The organism is Synergistaceae bacterium DZ-S4 (assembly GCA_025943965.1).
Classification (GTDB): Bacteria; Synergistota; Synergistia; order Synergistales; family Synergistaceae; genus Caenicola; species Caenicola nitritireducens.
In genome coordinates, this window is sequence record JAPCWD010000006.1 from 13909 (window position 1) to 29953 (window position 16045).

A 16045-nucleotide genomic window follows, 5' to 3' on the forward strand; every position below is an offset into this window, starting at 1 on the left:
GCTGCACTCCTCTCCCGAGCTTTTAAGTCTTTTCGATCCTGATTTTATTATACTTCATTGAAAAGACCGCAAACCGTAAAAAAACCTGCAATTTAATTTTTATCCTTTGTGAACGCGTTCCGGAGCAGATCAAGGCCGGCGATCAGGATGACTGCCGCGACCACCCACTGGAGCATGCTGGTATCTAGGCTCTTGACGATGAATACCGCGGCAAGGACTCCGAGTATACCGAATATACTGCTGAAAAGCGTTATTTTCCGTCCGTACTGTCCAAGCCTTACGAACTCCATCCCTCCGACCGGGACTGAGAATGTGCAGGCACCCATCATGACAGGGAATGCTATCGCCGGGTTGAGTCCGAGGGCATAGACCGTCGCCATCGTGGGAGCATACGACCCTACTCCTACGTTGTTGAGGGCACCGTATATAAGCAGAAGGACCATGCCGAGAACAAGCTTGCCGCCGGTCAGGCCTGTCGCCTCGCCGCCTGAAGGCAAGAGTCCGAATTTGCCTGCAACGACGAAAAACGCCGCGAGTACCAGTCCGACTCCCATGAACATCCTTATGTGTCTGACAGGCATCTTAACGACGAAACGGGGGCCGAAGTAGGCTCCTGTCATCTGGGAGATTATAAGGAGTATCAGGGTCATCTGGTCCACCTGTATCGATGATATGTATGCAAGGGCCATTACAGCTACGGGGATCGCGCACTGCGTATTCAGGGTGCCGGGGAGCTTGGCATCGTCAATAAGTTTCCTGGCCCGGTAAAGGACCGTTGAAAGGGCAAAGTCTGAAATACCGAATGTTGAGAAGAAGAAGCATACCGCTCCCCAGACAGCCAGCAGGACATTATTCCCGGGTTCGGCCCATGCTTCCTTCTTGTGTTTCATGAAATCCGTGAAGAAACGGAATGCGAACAGCCCATTGACCAACACGATCAGCAAGAGCAGAATTTTTACCATACTTACCAGCCTCCAGTTTAATGTGATTTAATTCACTATAGGAATAGTAGCACTCGATACACATTTTTGTCAACTATACAATTTTTTATATTTTCGCTGTTAAAACAAACAGATCACCGCATTTATAATGCCGGCGGTGATCTGTTTGTTTACTTGCCTATCTTCAGGGGCGCTTTTCTATCAAAACACCGGGATTTACAAGGTTAGGAGGTACCCGGCCCTCAAGCGCTTCCACCAGGTTCGTCGCCGCAAGGCGGGCCATCCCTTCCCTGGACCTTTTAGCGGCGCTCCCTATATGAGGCATCATGACGACGTTCTCAAGCTCAAGCAGAGGTTCGTCCATGGGAACGGGCTCCTTTTCATAGACATCGAGGCCGGCTCCGTATATCCACCCCTCAGAACATGCCATGAAGAGCGCTTTCTGGTCAACGACGGCACCCCGTGCCGTGTTGATGAGGACCGCATCATTTTTCATCATCCTGAGTTCACGCTCACCGATGAGGCCCGAAGTCTCATTCGTAAGGGCACAGTTCAGTGATACGAAATCGCTTCTCTTCAGCAGTTCTTCCAATGGAAGGTATTCGGCTCCGAGTTGTTCTTCGTGCTCGATTTTGCGAGATCTGCCGGTGTATATGACTTTCATGCCAAAGGCTGCGGCCCTTTTGGCGACGGCCCGGCCGATGTCACCAAAGCCCACTATTCCGAGAACAGAACCCGAGAGGTCTTTCCCTACAAACTGGTTCGGGGACCAATGTGTCCAGCCGCCCTCCCTCATTATCTTCTCGTTCTCCCTGGCCTTCCGGGCCGTCATAAGCATCAGCATAAGGGCGGTATCAGCCGTCGCGTCCGTAAGTACTCCGGGGGTATTTGTCACCATCACGCCAAATTCGGTCGCTGCCTTTATGTCCACGTTGTCGTAACCGACAGAGTACAGGCTCGCGACCCTTAGTCTCTCCGCCATTTTAAAGAAGCTCCTGTCCATTGCTATTCCCATCGTCATTATCAGGCCGTCTGCATAAGGCAGGTCCCTCATCACAGCCTCCGGATCGGGACGTCCTTCTTCGCTCCAAAGGGTAAGGTCCACCCTGCCTTCAAGGATCGACATTCCAACATCCTGTATCCTCTGGGTCATAAAAACTTTTGGCAAGGACATCAACATCACCTCTCAAGCATACTTATAGAAGCGGCCCCGTAAAGGGCAGCCTCGGTCCCCAGTGCGGACGCCTCTATTCTCAGTTGTTCCCTGAGCGGGAGCGGGAGCCACCTGAGCGTCCTTGCTCTGACTTCCTCCGCCAGTCCCTCGGATTTGCTCATGCCTCCGCTCAATATGATCTTTTCCGGATCCAGCACAACGACCAGCGAGGCTATGCCTCCGGCCAGAGCATCAAGCGCGTTCGAGATGAGCGCATCTGCTCTTTTGTCATCCCTCATATTCCATAGCAGCCTGAAATTCGGAGGAAGTCCCTCTTGCCGGGCACCCCGTTCAATGTAATCCGCGGAAGCGATCGTCTCCAGATGCCCTGCGCTTCCGCATCCGCAGCTCATATCGCTCTTTCCGGATATGGTCATATGGCCGGACTCCCCGGCCATCCCATGGGCACCGGTGAGCAGCCCGCCGTTCACAAATATGCCGGAGCCTATTCCTGTGCCTAGAGTCAAGACGATAAAATCGCGGCATCCCTTTGCCGCACCGCAGAAGGCCTCACCTACGGCAGAGCAGTTCGCGTCATTCTCCATGCCAATCAAAGGAGAGAGCCCGCGTCTATTCAGTGCAGGTGCGAGATGTTCAAGAAAATAGACATTCTCAAGGCCGGAAAAATTGGTGAGTCTGGTTATCTTCCTTCGTGTCTTGTCTAAAAAACCGGGGATCCCTATCCCGACAAAGGAGATCTGCCTCCCCTGCGAGACCTCATCTACCATGCCCGCAATAATTTGAACGACTTCATCAAGCCCCCTGCTCCCGGGAGTCTCCCTGTCGGCCCTTGAGAGCATGCGAGCAGTCTCGCCCTTTCTTTCAACCAGGGCCGCGGATATCGTATGTCCTCCGAGGTCGACTCCTACAGACAGCATCTTCCTAATGTTCCGCCAGTGATGCGCAGTCGATAGATGAAGAGTACCAGCGCCTGACTTCAAAAATGTCATCAGTCGTGAAGACCATGGACCTTCCCGATATCCTTTCACTTCCCGGGACAAGTCCGGCCGCGTCTGCCTGTGCCGTGGTATGGAAGGTGAGCTCTGCCCTGTACGGTGCCTCCATCTTCAGAACCGGGCTCTCTCCTGCCGATGCAGCATCAAGGGCTTTTTTGACTGCTCCCGATATCAGGGACGACGTATCATCGGGGCTCCTGGTAACTGCGGCATTCCTGCCGAGCCCGTCCTTCAGGGCGCATGTGACGAGAGTGCTTCCAAGCAGGCTGGATGCCTCAAAACAAACTGCGGTGTCGCCCGCGACCATTGCGACAGGCACGTCAAGTGCGCCGCAGAAAAGAGCGTTGAGTCCCGTCTCTCCCAGCCTGATGCCGTTCACTTTGAGTCCGTATACGACTTTGGAGTCATAGGTGTGGTCAAGCACGGCCTTTTCTGTCCCGGCCATTGCGTGGTAACCCATGAAGATCGCCGCATCATGCCCTGTTACCCCCTCCACCATCCCAAGTATCTTTGGGCTGCCGCTGATCAGGGAAACACCCCCGGGGAACATTGAGGGATCAAGATTGATCATCCTGTCGTGGGAGTCGTTGACCGTTACGGAGTCAGCCCCCCAGCTGAGAGCGGCTCTCACTGCCGCCAGTGTGTCGTGCAGCTGCATCCTGCATCCGAATGCGTACTCGGGTTTGCCTGAAGTGACCTGTTCTGACGATACTATTCCCGTAGAACCTTCCATATCCGAGCTTATGTATACCTTCAAATCAGCATGACTCCTTCCATCCTGCAAGAAAGCCGGGATCCCTGAGCATCTGCCTCCCAACGCCTACAAGGTCGCATACTCCGTCCCTGAGGATCTTTTCGGCAGTAAAAACATCCCTTATACCCCCGGTACATTCAACAAGGGCCGAGGATCCGACTGATGTCTTTATCCTCTGGGCATAGGGAGCAAAGTAGGCGCTGTCATTACGGTCGATCCCATATCCGCATAGATTCCCCGAGATGCCTATCATGTCGACGCCAAGGTTGACCAGCTCCCGGGCAACAGGCACTGTCTCGTCAAGAGAAAGCCCAACAGGCTTATCACCCGGAAGAAAGTCAGCCGCGCCCAACCGGACGGAGAGCGGGGCATCGTTTAGGGACTGTCTTACAGCATCTGTTATCTCATATAGGAGCCTGGCTCTCTTGCGGTCTGTGCCTCCATATTCATCGTCGCGTCTGTTGGTCAGCGGGCTTAAAAACTGTCCGATCAGGTAGCCGTGGCTGGCATGGATCTGGATCCCGTCATAACCGCCGATCCTGACCATCCGTACGGCTGAGTTTACGAAATCTTCCACGGTACGCCTGATCTCGCCGCGCGTCATCGTTTCCGGCTTACGCCCGCTCTTTTCCCACTGGTCCCCGACAGGTATGCCCGAAGGGGAGAGAGGCCGGTATCCCTCCATATCAAAGACTCCCCGGTCCGCTATCTTAGCCCCTGCGTGGTTGATCTGAGCAAGGCACAGTGCATTTCCACCCTTTAGAATTGCTGAGACCGCAGAATGCTTCTTTGCGGTCACGTCGCTGTCGGCAAGGAACTGTGCCGGCCTTGTCCTCCCTGAAACAGTGACAGCGTGGTGCTCAACAACAAAAAGGGCTGCTCCCGACGAGGCAAAGCGCCTGTAAATTTCCAGGGATCTCTCTGAGGGAGAGCCGTCATCCATTGAGCTTGAAGATGCAAGAGGGGCAGATATGACCCTGTTCTTCAGCAGGCTGCCCTTAAGTTCGATCGGTTCGAAGATCATCTTCCCATCACCTTTAGACGTTGAACCTTATCTCTATGATATCCCCGTCTTTGACAAGATATTCTTTGCCTTCAAGCCTGAGGCATCCGGCCTTCCTGCATTCGTCGAAGGAACTGCCGTGCTTTTTGTAGTCGTCAAAGGCGACCACCTGGGCCCTTATGAATCCCCTGGCAAGGTCGGAATGGATCGCTCCGGCGGCATCTACTGCGTTGTCTCCGTCATGAAGAGTCCATGCCCTCACTTCGTCAGGACCGCATGTGAAAAAGCTGATCAGACCAAGCACCCTGTAGGCTTCCTCTATCAGCCTTTCCCTGCCCGGCTCAGTTATGTCAAGGCCTTCAGTAAAGGCGGCGGCCTCCTCCTCTTCAAGCTCTGCGATATCCATTTCAAGGCTTCCGTACAGGCTACACAGCTTAACTCCCTGTTCATCCGCCCTCTTTTTAAGCTCATCCCACTTAGGTATCTTCGTCTCGTCTGGTTGTGAATCATCGAGGTTGAGAAGTATTATTTCAGGTTTTGATGTGACAAATGAAAATCCCCTCAGCAGACGCCATTCCGCCGGCTTCAGCTCCATGCTGCGCAGCGGTTTTTCCTCCAGCAGACATTCAAAACACATATCCAGGAGCTTCTTTTCAGTCTCCTCTTCCGAAGTAAGTTTCTTTTTTGCCTTAAGCTTCCCAAGTCGGTTTTCTATGACGGCAAGGTCGCGGAAGATCAGTTCGTTCTCAATGATATCCCAGTCCCTTATAGGATCTATGCTTCCCTCCGGATGCTCGACCGTCTTGTTTGCGAAACACCTGATGACCTGTATCAGAGCGTCTGCGTCAGCAACGAACGAGAGGAATGAATTACCAAGTCCCTCTCCCTTTCCGGCTCCCCTTGAGAGTCCGGCAAGATCGACGAATTCGACCTGGGCAGGGGTCACCTTTCTTGGCTTGTGGACCTCGACCAGAAAGTCGAACCTTCTATCTGGAACCTCGACGACAGCCTTGTTGGGGTCTGTCTTGCCTCCAGCATAGGGCTTGACCTCTGCTCCCGCTCTCGTAATAACATTGAATACCGTAGATTTGCCGCTAAGTGGCAGCCCGACTATCCCGCAGTGCAGCATCCCAATACCACTCCATTCTTATCTCTCACGTTGATCGTTTATCATCTCACAAAAGGCCGTAAACTCAAAACCCTGCACCTTCAGCCTCATATCCAACAACAGACATCTATATACATATACTGTCTCTCTAAGTCTACTACAAAGAGCCCGTGCCGAGCAATCGGGGCCCTAAGCATGAACAGCAGGTCAGAGTGCCTTCTTGCCGGTACTTGCGGATATCACCTATTTTATTCGGCCTTTATAGGCGCCATGCAGGGGCAGGATCATGGTAAAAGCCGGCAAAAGCTGATCATAAGCGGATATTCGCCATGATCACAATAAGGAATGTTATGCCTAAAATAGGTCTAATATTTCTTGACAAGGCAATAGTGCCGTAGGATAATCGGTTAGCCATAAGCAACCTTAATTGAAGATGACAATGGAGGACTGTTATAAATGAACCTCTTGCAGGTAAAAGACGAGGAAAGTGCTGTAATTAAGAGCATCCCCGCGGGGGAAGCGGGAGAACGCCTTGAAGCACTGGGACTCAGAGTGGGCAAAAGAATACAGAAAGTATCCGGTATGCCTTTTGGAGGTCCCATAACTCTTCTCCTTGACGGACGCCATTTCGCTGTCGCCCACGCCATCGCGGGAAAGATAGAAGTCGAGGGCGAAGATCGTCCAGAGCGGCCTGCCGTTGAAAAGAGCCGTCTATGGCCTAAGTTCATATGAGCTGCAGAGACTGCAGCCTCTGCAGCAGCGGAGGCAAAAAATGCCCGTCGCTTCCCGGAGACTGTGGACGGGTACTCTTGATGGGGAACCCAAACGTGGGAAAGAGCGTATTCTTCTCAAGGCTCACGGGAACGCATGCCCTCTCTTCGAATTATCCGGGCACTACCGTGGGCTTCACCGAGGGGACGATGAGGTACGGAGGCAAAACTGCCAGGCTTACAGACGTACCGGGAGCATACACACTTGATCCTACAAACGAGGCTGAGGTGATCGCGCGCCGGATACTGGACGACGGAGCTGATGTTATCATCCTGGTCATTGACGCAACTGCGCTTGAGAGGAACCTTGTCATGGCAATGCAGGTCCTTGAGCACGGCATCCCTGTCGTCATTGCGCTCAACATGGTGGATGAAGCAAGACACAGGGGCATTCTTATAGACCTTCCGAAGCTCGAGGAAGAATTGGGCGTACCTGTGATCCCGACAGTTGCGGTCACAGGGCAGGGGCTCAGCGAACTGATATCAAAAATGGACGAGGCCAGGGTCAGTCCGCTTCAGCCGATGACCAAAGAGGCACGATGGCAGGCCATAGGCGAGATAATAGCAAAAGTCCAGACCGTCACACACAGGCACCATACGACAATGGACAGGATAGAGGACGTCTCTGCGCACCCGGTGCTTGGAGGTGTCATGGGTTTCCTTGTCCTGATCCTGGGATTTATGGCGATCAGGTTTGTTGGCGAAGGAATAATAATTTATGTAACAGACCCGATATTTGAGAATTTCTGGATCCCTGTCCTTGAGAAACTAAGCGGGATGCTCGGTGAGGGGCCGCTCAGGAATATCCTGATCGGGACTCTCATCGATGGCGGGATAGACCTGGAACAGAGCCTGGGAGTCCTCTCGACAGGGTTATACGTAGAGTTCGGGATGGTCCTTCCCTACATAATAGCCTTCTACTCGGGGCTGAGCTTCCTTGAGGACTTCGGCTACCTGCCAAGGCTGGCGGTAGTCTTTGATGCGCTGCTGCACAGATTCGGCATACACGGATACGCCATAATCCCCACCTTGCTCGGCTTCGGATGCAATGTTCCGGGTATCCTCGGGACCCGTGTCCTCGAATCGGAGAGGGAGAGGTTTATAGCCGCGACCCTTATCTCAGTCGGCATTCCCTGTGTATCGATACAGGCAATGCTTTCGGCTACACTCGGCGAGTTCGGGATGGGCTATGTGGCCGCCGTTTACGGCATCCTCTTCTGCGTCTGGCTTGTCCTTGGACGAATTATGCACCTCACTCTCAAAGGATACAGCCCCGAACTGATCGTTGAAATACCACCGTACAGGATGCCCTCCATAAAGGCATGGTCAAGCAAACTCTGGTTCAGGATAAAGGATTTCCTCTACGAGGCGACGCCGCTGGTCCTTCTCGGCATTTTCCTCGTCAATATCCTTGACACTCTGGGAGTGATGGAGAAGATAGCCGTCGTACTCTCTCCTATATTCCAGGGATTCCTGGGACTGCCGCCCGAGACTGCGATACCTATAGTGATGGGAGTATTCAGGAAGGACATAGCTATGGGACTTCTCATACCGATCGGCCTTTCCGCATCACAGATGCTCATAGCAGTGGTCGTCCTCGCAATGACATTCCCCTGCATAGCAACTTTCATAATCCTATGGAAGGAGCTCGGCTCAAAAAGGATGCTTATGAGCTCGGGGATAATGATAAGTGCGGCACTGATCACAGGAGGACTTCTTAACCTCTTCTTCAAAGTCATACTATAATAGATTTTATCCGGGTCTTAAAAAAGATCAGGGAGGAGGAGCACTGTGAATAGGACCGTCACTATCTTTATCATCCTGCTTTTTCTTGAGACCTCCCTCTTTGCCGCTGACAGGACCCTGGCCTTCACCGCCCCTTCACAGGCAGACATAGGCCAGCCATTCCTAGTCACGGTCAGGTCCGTTTCGCCTTTGCAGAACGTTTCTGTCTCGTGGCAGGGAAAGGATTCCCTGCTGACCCCGGAGAACGGCGCTTTCAGCGTCCTTTTGGGAACAGACCTGAAAAACGCCAAAGCAGGGACAAGCGAACTTCGCATAAGCTGCATGATCGAAGGCGAGCTACGGGAGATCAAACATAATATAAAATTGTCCACACACAGATACCCCAGGGAAAATCTTAAAGTCGAGGCAGATAAACTGACACCTCCCCAAAGCCTCAGCGAGCGGATAAAGAGAGAGGCCGGGCTCGGCAGGGCAGCCATACAGACCGACACTCCCGGATCTGCTCCGCTTCTTCCGCTCTTCAAACCTGTCACCGGGAGTTATTCTTCGGTTTACGGAAAGAGCAGGTATTTAAACGGCCAGTTCAAAGGAAGGCACGGAGGCGTAGACATGAGAGCCCCGTTGGGGACTCCCGTAAAAGCTGCTGCTTCCGGCAGGGTCATACTGACCGGAGACTTCTGGTTTGCGGGCAAGTGCGTATACATTGACCATGGTGCGGGACTCATATCCTTTTACTGCCATTTGTCAAAGATATCGACATCTTTAGGAAGCAGCGTAGAAAGGGGAGAAGTCATAGGACTCTCGGGAAAGAGCGGTAGGGTCACCGGACCGCACCTTCATTTCAGTCTGTCGTGGCGGGGTGAATTCTTTGACCCGGCTCCCCTTCTTGAGAAGGAGACATAAATGCAGGAGAAGACCAGGAGTCTTATAGAGATACATATCGCAGTAGTCCTTTTCGGCCTTTCCGGGCTTTTTGCCAGATATGTCGGACTGCCCGCAGTCATAATAGCGCTTGGAAGGGTCTTTTTTGCGAGTACTGCCATGTACGCTCTCTTCAGGTACAGGGGCAAAAGCATAAGGCTTGATTCGGGGCGTGACATGGCTGCTCTTGCGGCAGCAGGTTTTTTACTTGCTGTCCACTGGACAACTTTCTTCCTTTCCATCCAGGTCTCAACTGTAGCTATAGGTGTCCTCACATTTTCGACGTTTCCTCTTTTTATTACGTTCCTTGAACCTCTTATCTTCGGAGAACGGATCAAGATCGCCGATGTTCTCTGTGCCTGCGTGATGTTCATAGGGGTAATGATAATAGTACCCGAGTTCCATCTGAGCAACAGCATGACAATGGGGATCATATGGGGCATGACATGCAGCCTTACCTATGCTGCACTGTCACTTATAAACAGAAAATACGTAAAGAAATATCCCGGGAGACTGATCGCCTTTTACGAACAGGGAACAGCCACTCTTGTCCTGCTCCCGGCCTTCTTTTTATATAAGCCTTTACTCACTATCACCAACATTTCTCTTTTGATCCTTTTGGGGGTGCTTTTTACCGCGGCAGCCCATTCGATGTTCATCAATGGGATGAAACACGTGAGGGCACAGACTGCAGGGATGATAGCCAGCCTCGAATCAGTATACGGGATAGTTGCCGCAGCCCTCTTTCTCATAGAAATACCCTCTTTTAACGAGTTCGCGGGAGGAACGCTGATCCTTGCTGCAGCTCTATATTCGACGCTTAAGGCGTCAAAAGCGGCGGGATGACCCGCCGCTTTCTTAGGAGTACCCATTTTCACTGTCGGGTGATTCAGGAGATAAGTCCTGCGTAGAGTTCTTCAGTCCGTTTGGTGATATTTTCCAAAGTCGCGCCGTTTTGGATCGCATACCATACTGATCCTCCCATTCCCACGCCCTCTTTGACGTAACCTTTTTCGTAGTCAGCAAGGCCCGGGAATCTCGACTTAGAAAAGTCGAGGGGGGCCGAGTACCATTCAACGCCTATCCTCTCCGCATATTCGACGAAACAGCTTGTTATGTCATTACATATATATTTGGTCGTGGCCACCATCAGCGGTCTCGTTACCTTCATGTCCCTGAGCAGTGCGGCGACTGCCATCATCTGGGTGCCTCCCGCAAGGACCACTTCGGTATCTTCAGGAAGAGCGGATACGAAGGAAGCTACAGATATCTGCATCGGATCCCCCGCTTCCGCCGCCGCTGCGAGGCCCTTTCCTTTCATACCGCCTGTTCTGATGCCGAGCCTTGAGGCGACCGCATTCCAGATCTCTTCCTTTTTAGGCAGCGGGTTTACGGGGCCCGCAGATGAGACTGTCCCGTCGTATCCGAGGGACCTCAGGAGTAGAAGGGCCGTTGTTGTCCCTCCGGGAATTGATTCGGCAAGCACAAATCTTTTAATGCCGGACCCGGCAAGATCTTTGGCTGCCTCAGCAGCCTCTTCGGAGATCTTCAGGAAGTCCGGCACTGCGGGCCCTACCCTGGGATCCCTTCCGGGGACCGCTCCAAGATCCCTGAACGGAGCAGCGGGGGCTACCGAGGTCCCGGCCCTAATGTTCATGACGGGAAGTTTTCCTTCCATTACGGCCGCTTTAGTCACAAGAGCCGGCGTCGGGTGGCCGAACGGATCCAGAGGTATACAGTCGATCACCTTTGGCCTGTCGTAGTAGAGCATATCCGCATCCGCGGGAGCGGTATAGGGAAGCGCTTCGACGTTCGCCCCAGCGGCCGAGAGCCCTTTCTCTTTTGACAGATCTGTCTCGCTGATGAATAATATGAACATAGGCTTATATTTACCCCCTGTACTAACTCAGATATAAGAGTTAAAATCGATTTCGTGGTCTCTGTTTCCGGCAGAGTTTGTTGTTTTTTGGAGCCTGCCCTGTGCCATGTATGGAATTTTAGCACGTTTTTGCGGAACAGACTCGGCATTGATGATTTTTATCTGATACCCTGATCTGGCAATGGAGGATCTTATGGCTACAAAACTGGCCCCTACAAGAGGAAACCTCGTCAAACTCACCCGTTCGATGAAGATGGCGCAGTCGGGACATGACCTGCTCGATCAGAAACGGCAGGTGCTGATGATGGAGCTCGTCAGATATATCGATTCGGCAAAAACAATACAGAGAGATGTCGAGCGTGTTTTCAAAGAAGCATACGAAGCGCTTCAGAAAGCAAACGTCTCTCTTGGGATAGATACTGTGGAAGACATATCTGAAGCCGTTCCCCTGACTTCTGATATTACTGTCCGTCTGCGTTCTGTAATGGGAGTGGAGATCCCTGATGTTGACCCGTTGTCGGACAAGACCGTACCCAGTTATTCTTTTTACGGATCTTCCGGGGCGATGGATGCGGCATACTCTAAATTCAGGAAGGTAATGGTGCTGCTCGCTCGGCTTGCAGAAGTCGAGACAAGCGTATACAGGCTTGCAGTACAGATAAGAAAGACGCACAGACGTGTCAATGCTCTTGAAAAAGTGGTCATCCCATCAAACAAGGCGGACATAAGGTTCATATCCGACGTCCTTGAAGAGGGCGAACGTGAAGACTTCACAAGAATGAAGATGGCTCAGAAAAAGGCAAAGTAGTCTAATTCCGGAGGTAATGACGATGGGTACATTGCAGGAAGTGCTTGCAGTTCTGCTCGGAGCGGAATCAGAGGCAAAGAGGATCGTTGAGGATTCAAAAAGCGAATCAGATGGGTTCCTGCGTTCTGCGCAGGAAAAGTTTGCCATGGAGCGCACCAATCAGATGGCCTCCGCCAGAGAGCAGGCCAAGGGGATAATGGAGACCGCCCTCAATTCGGCGAGGACTGAGGCGGAACAGATAGCTGATCTCGGAAAAGAGGAACGGGTCCGTATGCAGAAACGTTTCGAAGAAAACGTGGATCCTGTTATCGACTCTATGATCTCAGAGACAGCAGAAAGATTCATATCGAAAACCAGAAGGGGTAATTAAGTTTGCTATCAACTTCCAAGGGGCAGGCAACAGCTATAGGTGTGAAATCACACGTGCTCTTCAGCAGGCTTCTGACCTCCGAAGAGTACTGGGCTTTGCTTAACCTGGGCTCTACCGCGGAGATAACTGATTTCCTCAAACAGACAGAAGGGTACGGCAGCCACCTCGAGACGATCCCGCCCGCAAAAGTCCACCGTGTGGACCTTGAGAATGCCGTCAGGTCTGCTATCCTCTCTGAAGCTACAGCCTTTCTCTCATATCTGGCCGGCCCACAACGGGAGCTCTTCGTTGACTGGCTCGGGTGGTACGAGGCAGAGCACCTCAAGAGCATTTTCAGATGGATAAGGGTCAAAAGACTGGACAGGGACGAGATGAGAAAACGCCTATTCGTGGTGCCGGGCTCGAAATTGTCGTACGGCCTTTTGCTGAACAGCAGGGATTACGGTGAAGCCCTTGACGCCCTGAAGGATACAAAATATTACAAAGCCGTCGCGGAACCGGTCAGACACCTCATAAACGGAGAAGAGTCCCTCTTTTCGCTTGAACTCGCAATAGACAACCTGGTCGAATCTTCCCTGTATAACGACCTTAAAAATCTGCCGGAAAAAGAGCAGAAACTGCTTGAGCCCTTATTCGGCAGCAGGATAGACCTGTTGAACCTGTATCACTTCCACAGGTGCACATGGTACTACCAGATGACGATGGAAGAGACCCTGAGCAGGATGCTCCCTGTTAAATACAAGGTAAAGACGCACCATCTCAGGGATATGGCAAGAGGCGCGACATGGGAGGAGAGGCTTGACAGACTTGAGCTGTCTTTCCCCGTCTACGCAAAAATATTCAGGGATGCGCTTGAAAAGGAAGACAGGGAACTTGCCCTTGAAATGTCCATCAAGCGGTACAACTATTTAAAAGCCCTTGCGATATTTGAGAAGGGGCCGCCGGGATTCCACACAGCCATAAGCTATTTCATACTGAAATCCCATGAACTGGACGACATCATACGTGTTATTGAAGACGTAAGGTATGACTATGACCGCAGCCAAGCGGCGACTTACCTTATCAGGCCTATAATCAGCGGGGGTGAACCCAAATGGCAGTAATGAAAATGGTCGCGTTGACCATGATAGGTCCGGATTCGGAGATGGAGCCTGTAGCCCGTCAGATGGTGCTGACAGGAGGCTTCCAGCCCCTGCCCCTCGACCTTCTTGTAAACGACAGGTCCCTCAGGTCCAAGGTCACGACCGAGACAGAAAACCCGTACGACGAACTCCTTAACAAGGTCTCCACCGTATGGAAGATAGCTGGAGAGATGATCCCCGAGCCCTCCCCTGTGACCCTGACCAGAGAGTTTACGCTTACGGCCGCCCGCCGCAAGGTGGACCAGACTTCCAGACGGCTGGAGGTATGGGAAAAGCGAAGGCTTGTGATGACAGAGGAAGAAGAACTGCTCACGGCCACCAAGCTCTTCGTCGAAGTGCTTAAGGGTACCGAGTTCGGTCCGGAAGAACTCGCGGGTGGCAAATTCCTGATACCCTTCTTCGGAAGGCTGTCCAACGAAAACTATCAGAGACTGACAGAGAGCAGCGAGGAATCTCCCATCACGGTCAGCGAACTGAATGTGGTGGGCGGAAACACATGGGCTCTCGTACTGACTGTAAAGGGATACGAAGAGTCGACAAGGAAACTGCTCGAAGCGGTCTATTTCAAAGAGTTTTCATTAAAATCGATAGCTGAGCAGCTAAAGGGAAAAGATCCGCTGAGCCAGGTCAACAAGCGCATCGCCAACCACCAGCGGGCCATCAAGGGGCTTGCAAAGGCCGCTAAGGACATGCTTAGGGAGCAACGCGCCGAATACGAGCTTCTGTATTCGCAGCTCTACACGATGCAGAGGGTTTATGACGTCTGCAAGGGCCGCGGAGAGGTAAGCGGCATGTATGTTCTCTCAGGATGGATACCTGCCGATACCCTTGCGGAGATCAGGAAGACGGTGGAAGAGGAAGCCCCTATGACAACGGTCATGGTGGAGGAGACAAAGGACATAACCTATTCAGGCATAAGGGTACCCACACTCCTTCAGAACAACCCCTTCTTCAGGGCCTTCCAGGATATAGTGTCGATGTACAGCCTTCCCTCCTACGGAGAGATCGACCCTTCCCCGATCGTGGCAATATCCTTCATACTCTTTTTCGGTTTCATGTTCGGAGACATAGGACACGGGCTGATGATATTCCTGGCCTCCTCCGTCCTTGTAAAAAAAGGGATGATGAAGCGTTCCTTCGGCCAGGTAATGAAATACGCAGCGGCAAGTTCCATCGTTTTCGGAGGGCTGTACGGAAGCATCTTCGGGCTGGAGAACGTTATCCCGGCGCTGTGGCTCTCTCCGATGCATGACACCAATAAGCTGCTCATAGTGGCCATCTGCATGGGAGTCTTCATGATAAGCCTCGGACTTGTACTGAACATGATCACACAGTACAGGGCAAAGGATTTTGGCCGGCTTCTTTTTGACGGACAGGGTATGGCAGGACTTATGCTCTACTGGACAATGGCCGCCCTGGCTGCCATATACATGACCGGAACGAAGATACCCGAAGTAGCTGCCGACATCATGTGGGCCGGGATCGGAGTCCTGATGCTGCTGATGATATTCCGTGATGTGCTTGCGCGCTATCTGCTCCATCAGAAGGACGAGGGAGAATCTGTCGTTCTAAACATTTTTGAGATAATGCACAACCTGATGTCATTCGTCTCTAACACAGCTTCTTTTGTAAGGCTCGCCGCATTCGCCCTCAACCACGTCGGGCTGTCACTGGCGGTGATCATGCTCTCAGAGATGGTCCACTCACTGCCCGGCGGGATAGTAATGAAGGGAATAATACTCGTGATAGGAAATATCGTGATCGTATGCCTGGAAGGCCTCATCGTATTTATCCAGACTCTGCGACTCGAATACTACGAGTTCTTCGGTAAATTTTACAAGGGAGGGGGAAGCGCTTTCAAACCTGTCGGCTGGAAAAAGGACGGTTCCAAGTACGTTTCCGCGGCCGAACAGAAATAACAATATATTGACAGGACAACTACAACGATAAAAACAGTGAATTGATAATTTTTTACAATTACAGAAAAGGAGAGGGTTTTGAATGTTTGGACTTGCAGTTTGCTGCGGCACTGTCGCAACGATGATAGGCCTGGGGTATTTTATGCAGCGCAGGGGATTCAAAGGAGGACGGGTATTCTATCTTTCCGGACTCGGGATATCGTCTCTTCTGATCTTCACAGGCGCAGCGCTTTCTCTCACGATGCACCCCGCATTCGCTCAGGCGGCCGCAGCCCCTCTTGGAACAGGCGCGGGCATGGGCTTTATAGCCGCAGCAGTTTCAACCGGACTCGCATGCCTCGGAGCGGGGCTTGCCGTTGCGAGCGTCGGATCCGCAGCGCTCGGACTGGTAGGGGAAAAACCTGAAATGCTGGGGACGACCCTTATCTATCTCGGCCTTTCAGAGGGTATCGCCATATACGGAGTCATCGTCTCCCTTCTGATACTGGGGCGGATATAAGGGTATAACAACAGAA

General features: G+C 52.2%; 16 protein-coding genes. 9 read left to right on the plus strand and 7 right to left on the minus strand.

The genetic code is table 11. The features are described from left to right. Window positions 1-92: 92 nt before the first annotated feature. The 6 genes from OLM33_05000 to ychF form a co-directional block, all read right to left on the minus strand. A complete protein-coding gene (locus tag OLM33_05000) occupies window positions 93-962 on the minus strand; it encodes a sulfite exporter TauE/SafE family protein (protein MCW1713032.1) in 870 nt (289 codons plus the stop codon). 163 nt (window positions 963-1125) lie between these two features. Continuing rightward, on the minus strand, window positions 1126-2115 hold the full coding sequence (locus OLM33_05005) for a D-glycerate dehydrogenase (GenBank protein MCW1713033.1): 990 nt from the start codon (window positions 2113-2115) through the stop codon (window positions 1126-1128). 5 nt (window positions 2116-2120) lie between these two features. Further along, complete coding sequence (locus OLM33_05010; protein MCW1713034.1) at window positions 2121-3032, minus strand: ROK family protein; 912 nt, start codon at window positions 3030-3032, stop codon at window positions 2121-2123. Window positions 3033-3036: 4 nt separating this feature from the next. Continuing rightward, the gene (locus OLM33_05015) at window positions 3037-3867 is read right to left on the minus strand and encodes a M55 family metallopeptidase (GenBank protein ID MCW1713035.1); all 831 of its coding nucleotides are present in this window, start codon (window positions 3865-3867) and stop codon (window positions 3037-3039) included. A 1-nt stretch (window position 3868) separates the two neighbouring features. Beyond that, complete coding sequence (locus OLM33_05020; GenBank protein ID MCW1713036.1) at window positions 3869-4888, minus strand: NADH:flavin oxidoreductase; 1020 nt, start codon at window positions 4886-4888, stop codon at window positions 3869-3871. A gap of 13 nt (window positions 4889-4901) precedes the next feature. Continuing rightward, on the minus strand, window positions 4902-5996 hold the full coding sequence (gene ychF / locus OLM33_05025) for a redox-regulated ATPase YchF (GenBank protein MCW1713037.1): 1095 nt from the start codon (window positions 5994-5996) through the stop codon (window positions 4902-4904). 435 nt (window positions 5997-6431) lie between these two features. On the opposite strand from ychF, the gene OLM33_05030 reads away from it, so the two are divergent. From OLM33_05030 to OLM33_05045, 4 genes are read left to right on the plus strand one after another with little or no spacing between them, the layout of a single operon-like run. Continuing rightward, the gene (locus OLM33_05030) at window positions 6432-6707 is read left to right on the plus strand and encodes a ferrous iron transport protein A (GenBank protein MCW1713038.1); all 276 of its coding nucleotides are present in this window, start codon (window positions 6432-6434) and stop codon (window positions 6705-6707) included. After that, on the plus strand, window positions 6704-8491 hold the full coding sequence (locus tag OLM33_05035) for a ferrous iron transporter B (GenBank protein ID MCW1713039.1): 1788 nt from the start codon (window positions 6704-6706) through the stop codon (window positions 8489-8491). The genes OLM33_05030 and OLM33_05035 overlap by 4 nt, the downstream gene beginning before the upstream one ends. Window positions 8492-8536: 45 nt before the next feature. Then, the gene (locus OLM33_05040) at window positions 8537-9394 is read left to right on the plus strand and encodes a M23 family metallopeptidase (protein ID MCW1713040.1); all 858 of its coding nucleotides are present in this window, start codon (window positions 8537-8539) and stop codon (window positions 9392-9394) included. Beyond that, window positions 9395-10258 (plus strand): DMT family transporter, encoded by an 864-nt coding sequence (locus OLM33_05045; GenBank protein MCW1713041.1) that lies wholly within the window; start codon window positions 9395-9397, stop codon window positions 10256-10258. Between the two features lie 43 nt (window positions 10259-10301). On the opposite strand, the gene OLM33_05050 is transcribed toward OLM33_05045, so the two are convergent. Continuing rightward, window positions 10302-11291 (minus strand): TIGR00303 family protein, encoded by a 990-nt coding sequence (locus tag OLM33_05050; protein ID MCW1713042.1) that lies wholly within the window; start codon window positions 11289-11291, stop codon window positions 10302-10304. 193 nt (window positions 11292-11484) lie between these two features. On the opposite strand from OLM33_05050, the gene OLM33_05055 reads away from it, so the two are divergent. From OLM33_05055 to OLM33_05075, 5 genes are all read left to right on the plus strand, one after another. Next, entirely contained in the window at window positions 11485-12099 is a 615-nt protein-coding gene (locus OLM33_05055; protein ID MCW1713043.1) for a V-type ATP synthase subunit D, read from the plus strand. 22 nt (window positions 12100-12121) lie between these two features. Next, complete coding sequence (locus OLM33_05060; GenBank protein MCW1713044.1) at window positions 12122-12469, plus strand: hypothetical protein; 348 nt, start codon at window positions 12122-12124, stop codon at window positions 12467-12469. 41 nt (window positions 12470-12510) lie between these two features. Further along, entirely contained in the window at window positions 12511-13572 is a 1062-nt protein-coding gene (locus OLM33_05065) for a V-type ATPase subunit (protein MCW1713045.1), read from the plus strand. Next, window positions 13563-15530 carry an ATPase gene (locus tag OLM33_05070; GenBank protein MCW1713046.1) on the plus strand — a complete coding sequence of 656 codons (1968 nt, stop codon included), beginning with the start codon at window positions 13563-13565 and terminating at the stop codon, window positions 15528-15530. Before OLM33_05065 ends, OLM33_05070 begins: the two co-directional genes overlap by 10 nt. Window positions 15531-15612: 82 nt before the next feature. Continuing rightward, window positions 15613-16029: an ATP synthase subunit C gene (locus OLM33_05075; protein MCW1713047.1), complete on the plus strand. Its 417-nt coding sequence runs from the start codon at window positions 15613-15615 to the stop codon at window positions 16027-16029. Window positions 16030-16045 lie beyond the last annotated feature (16 nt).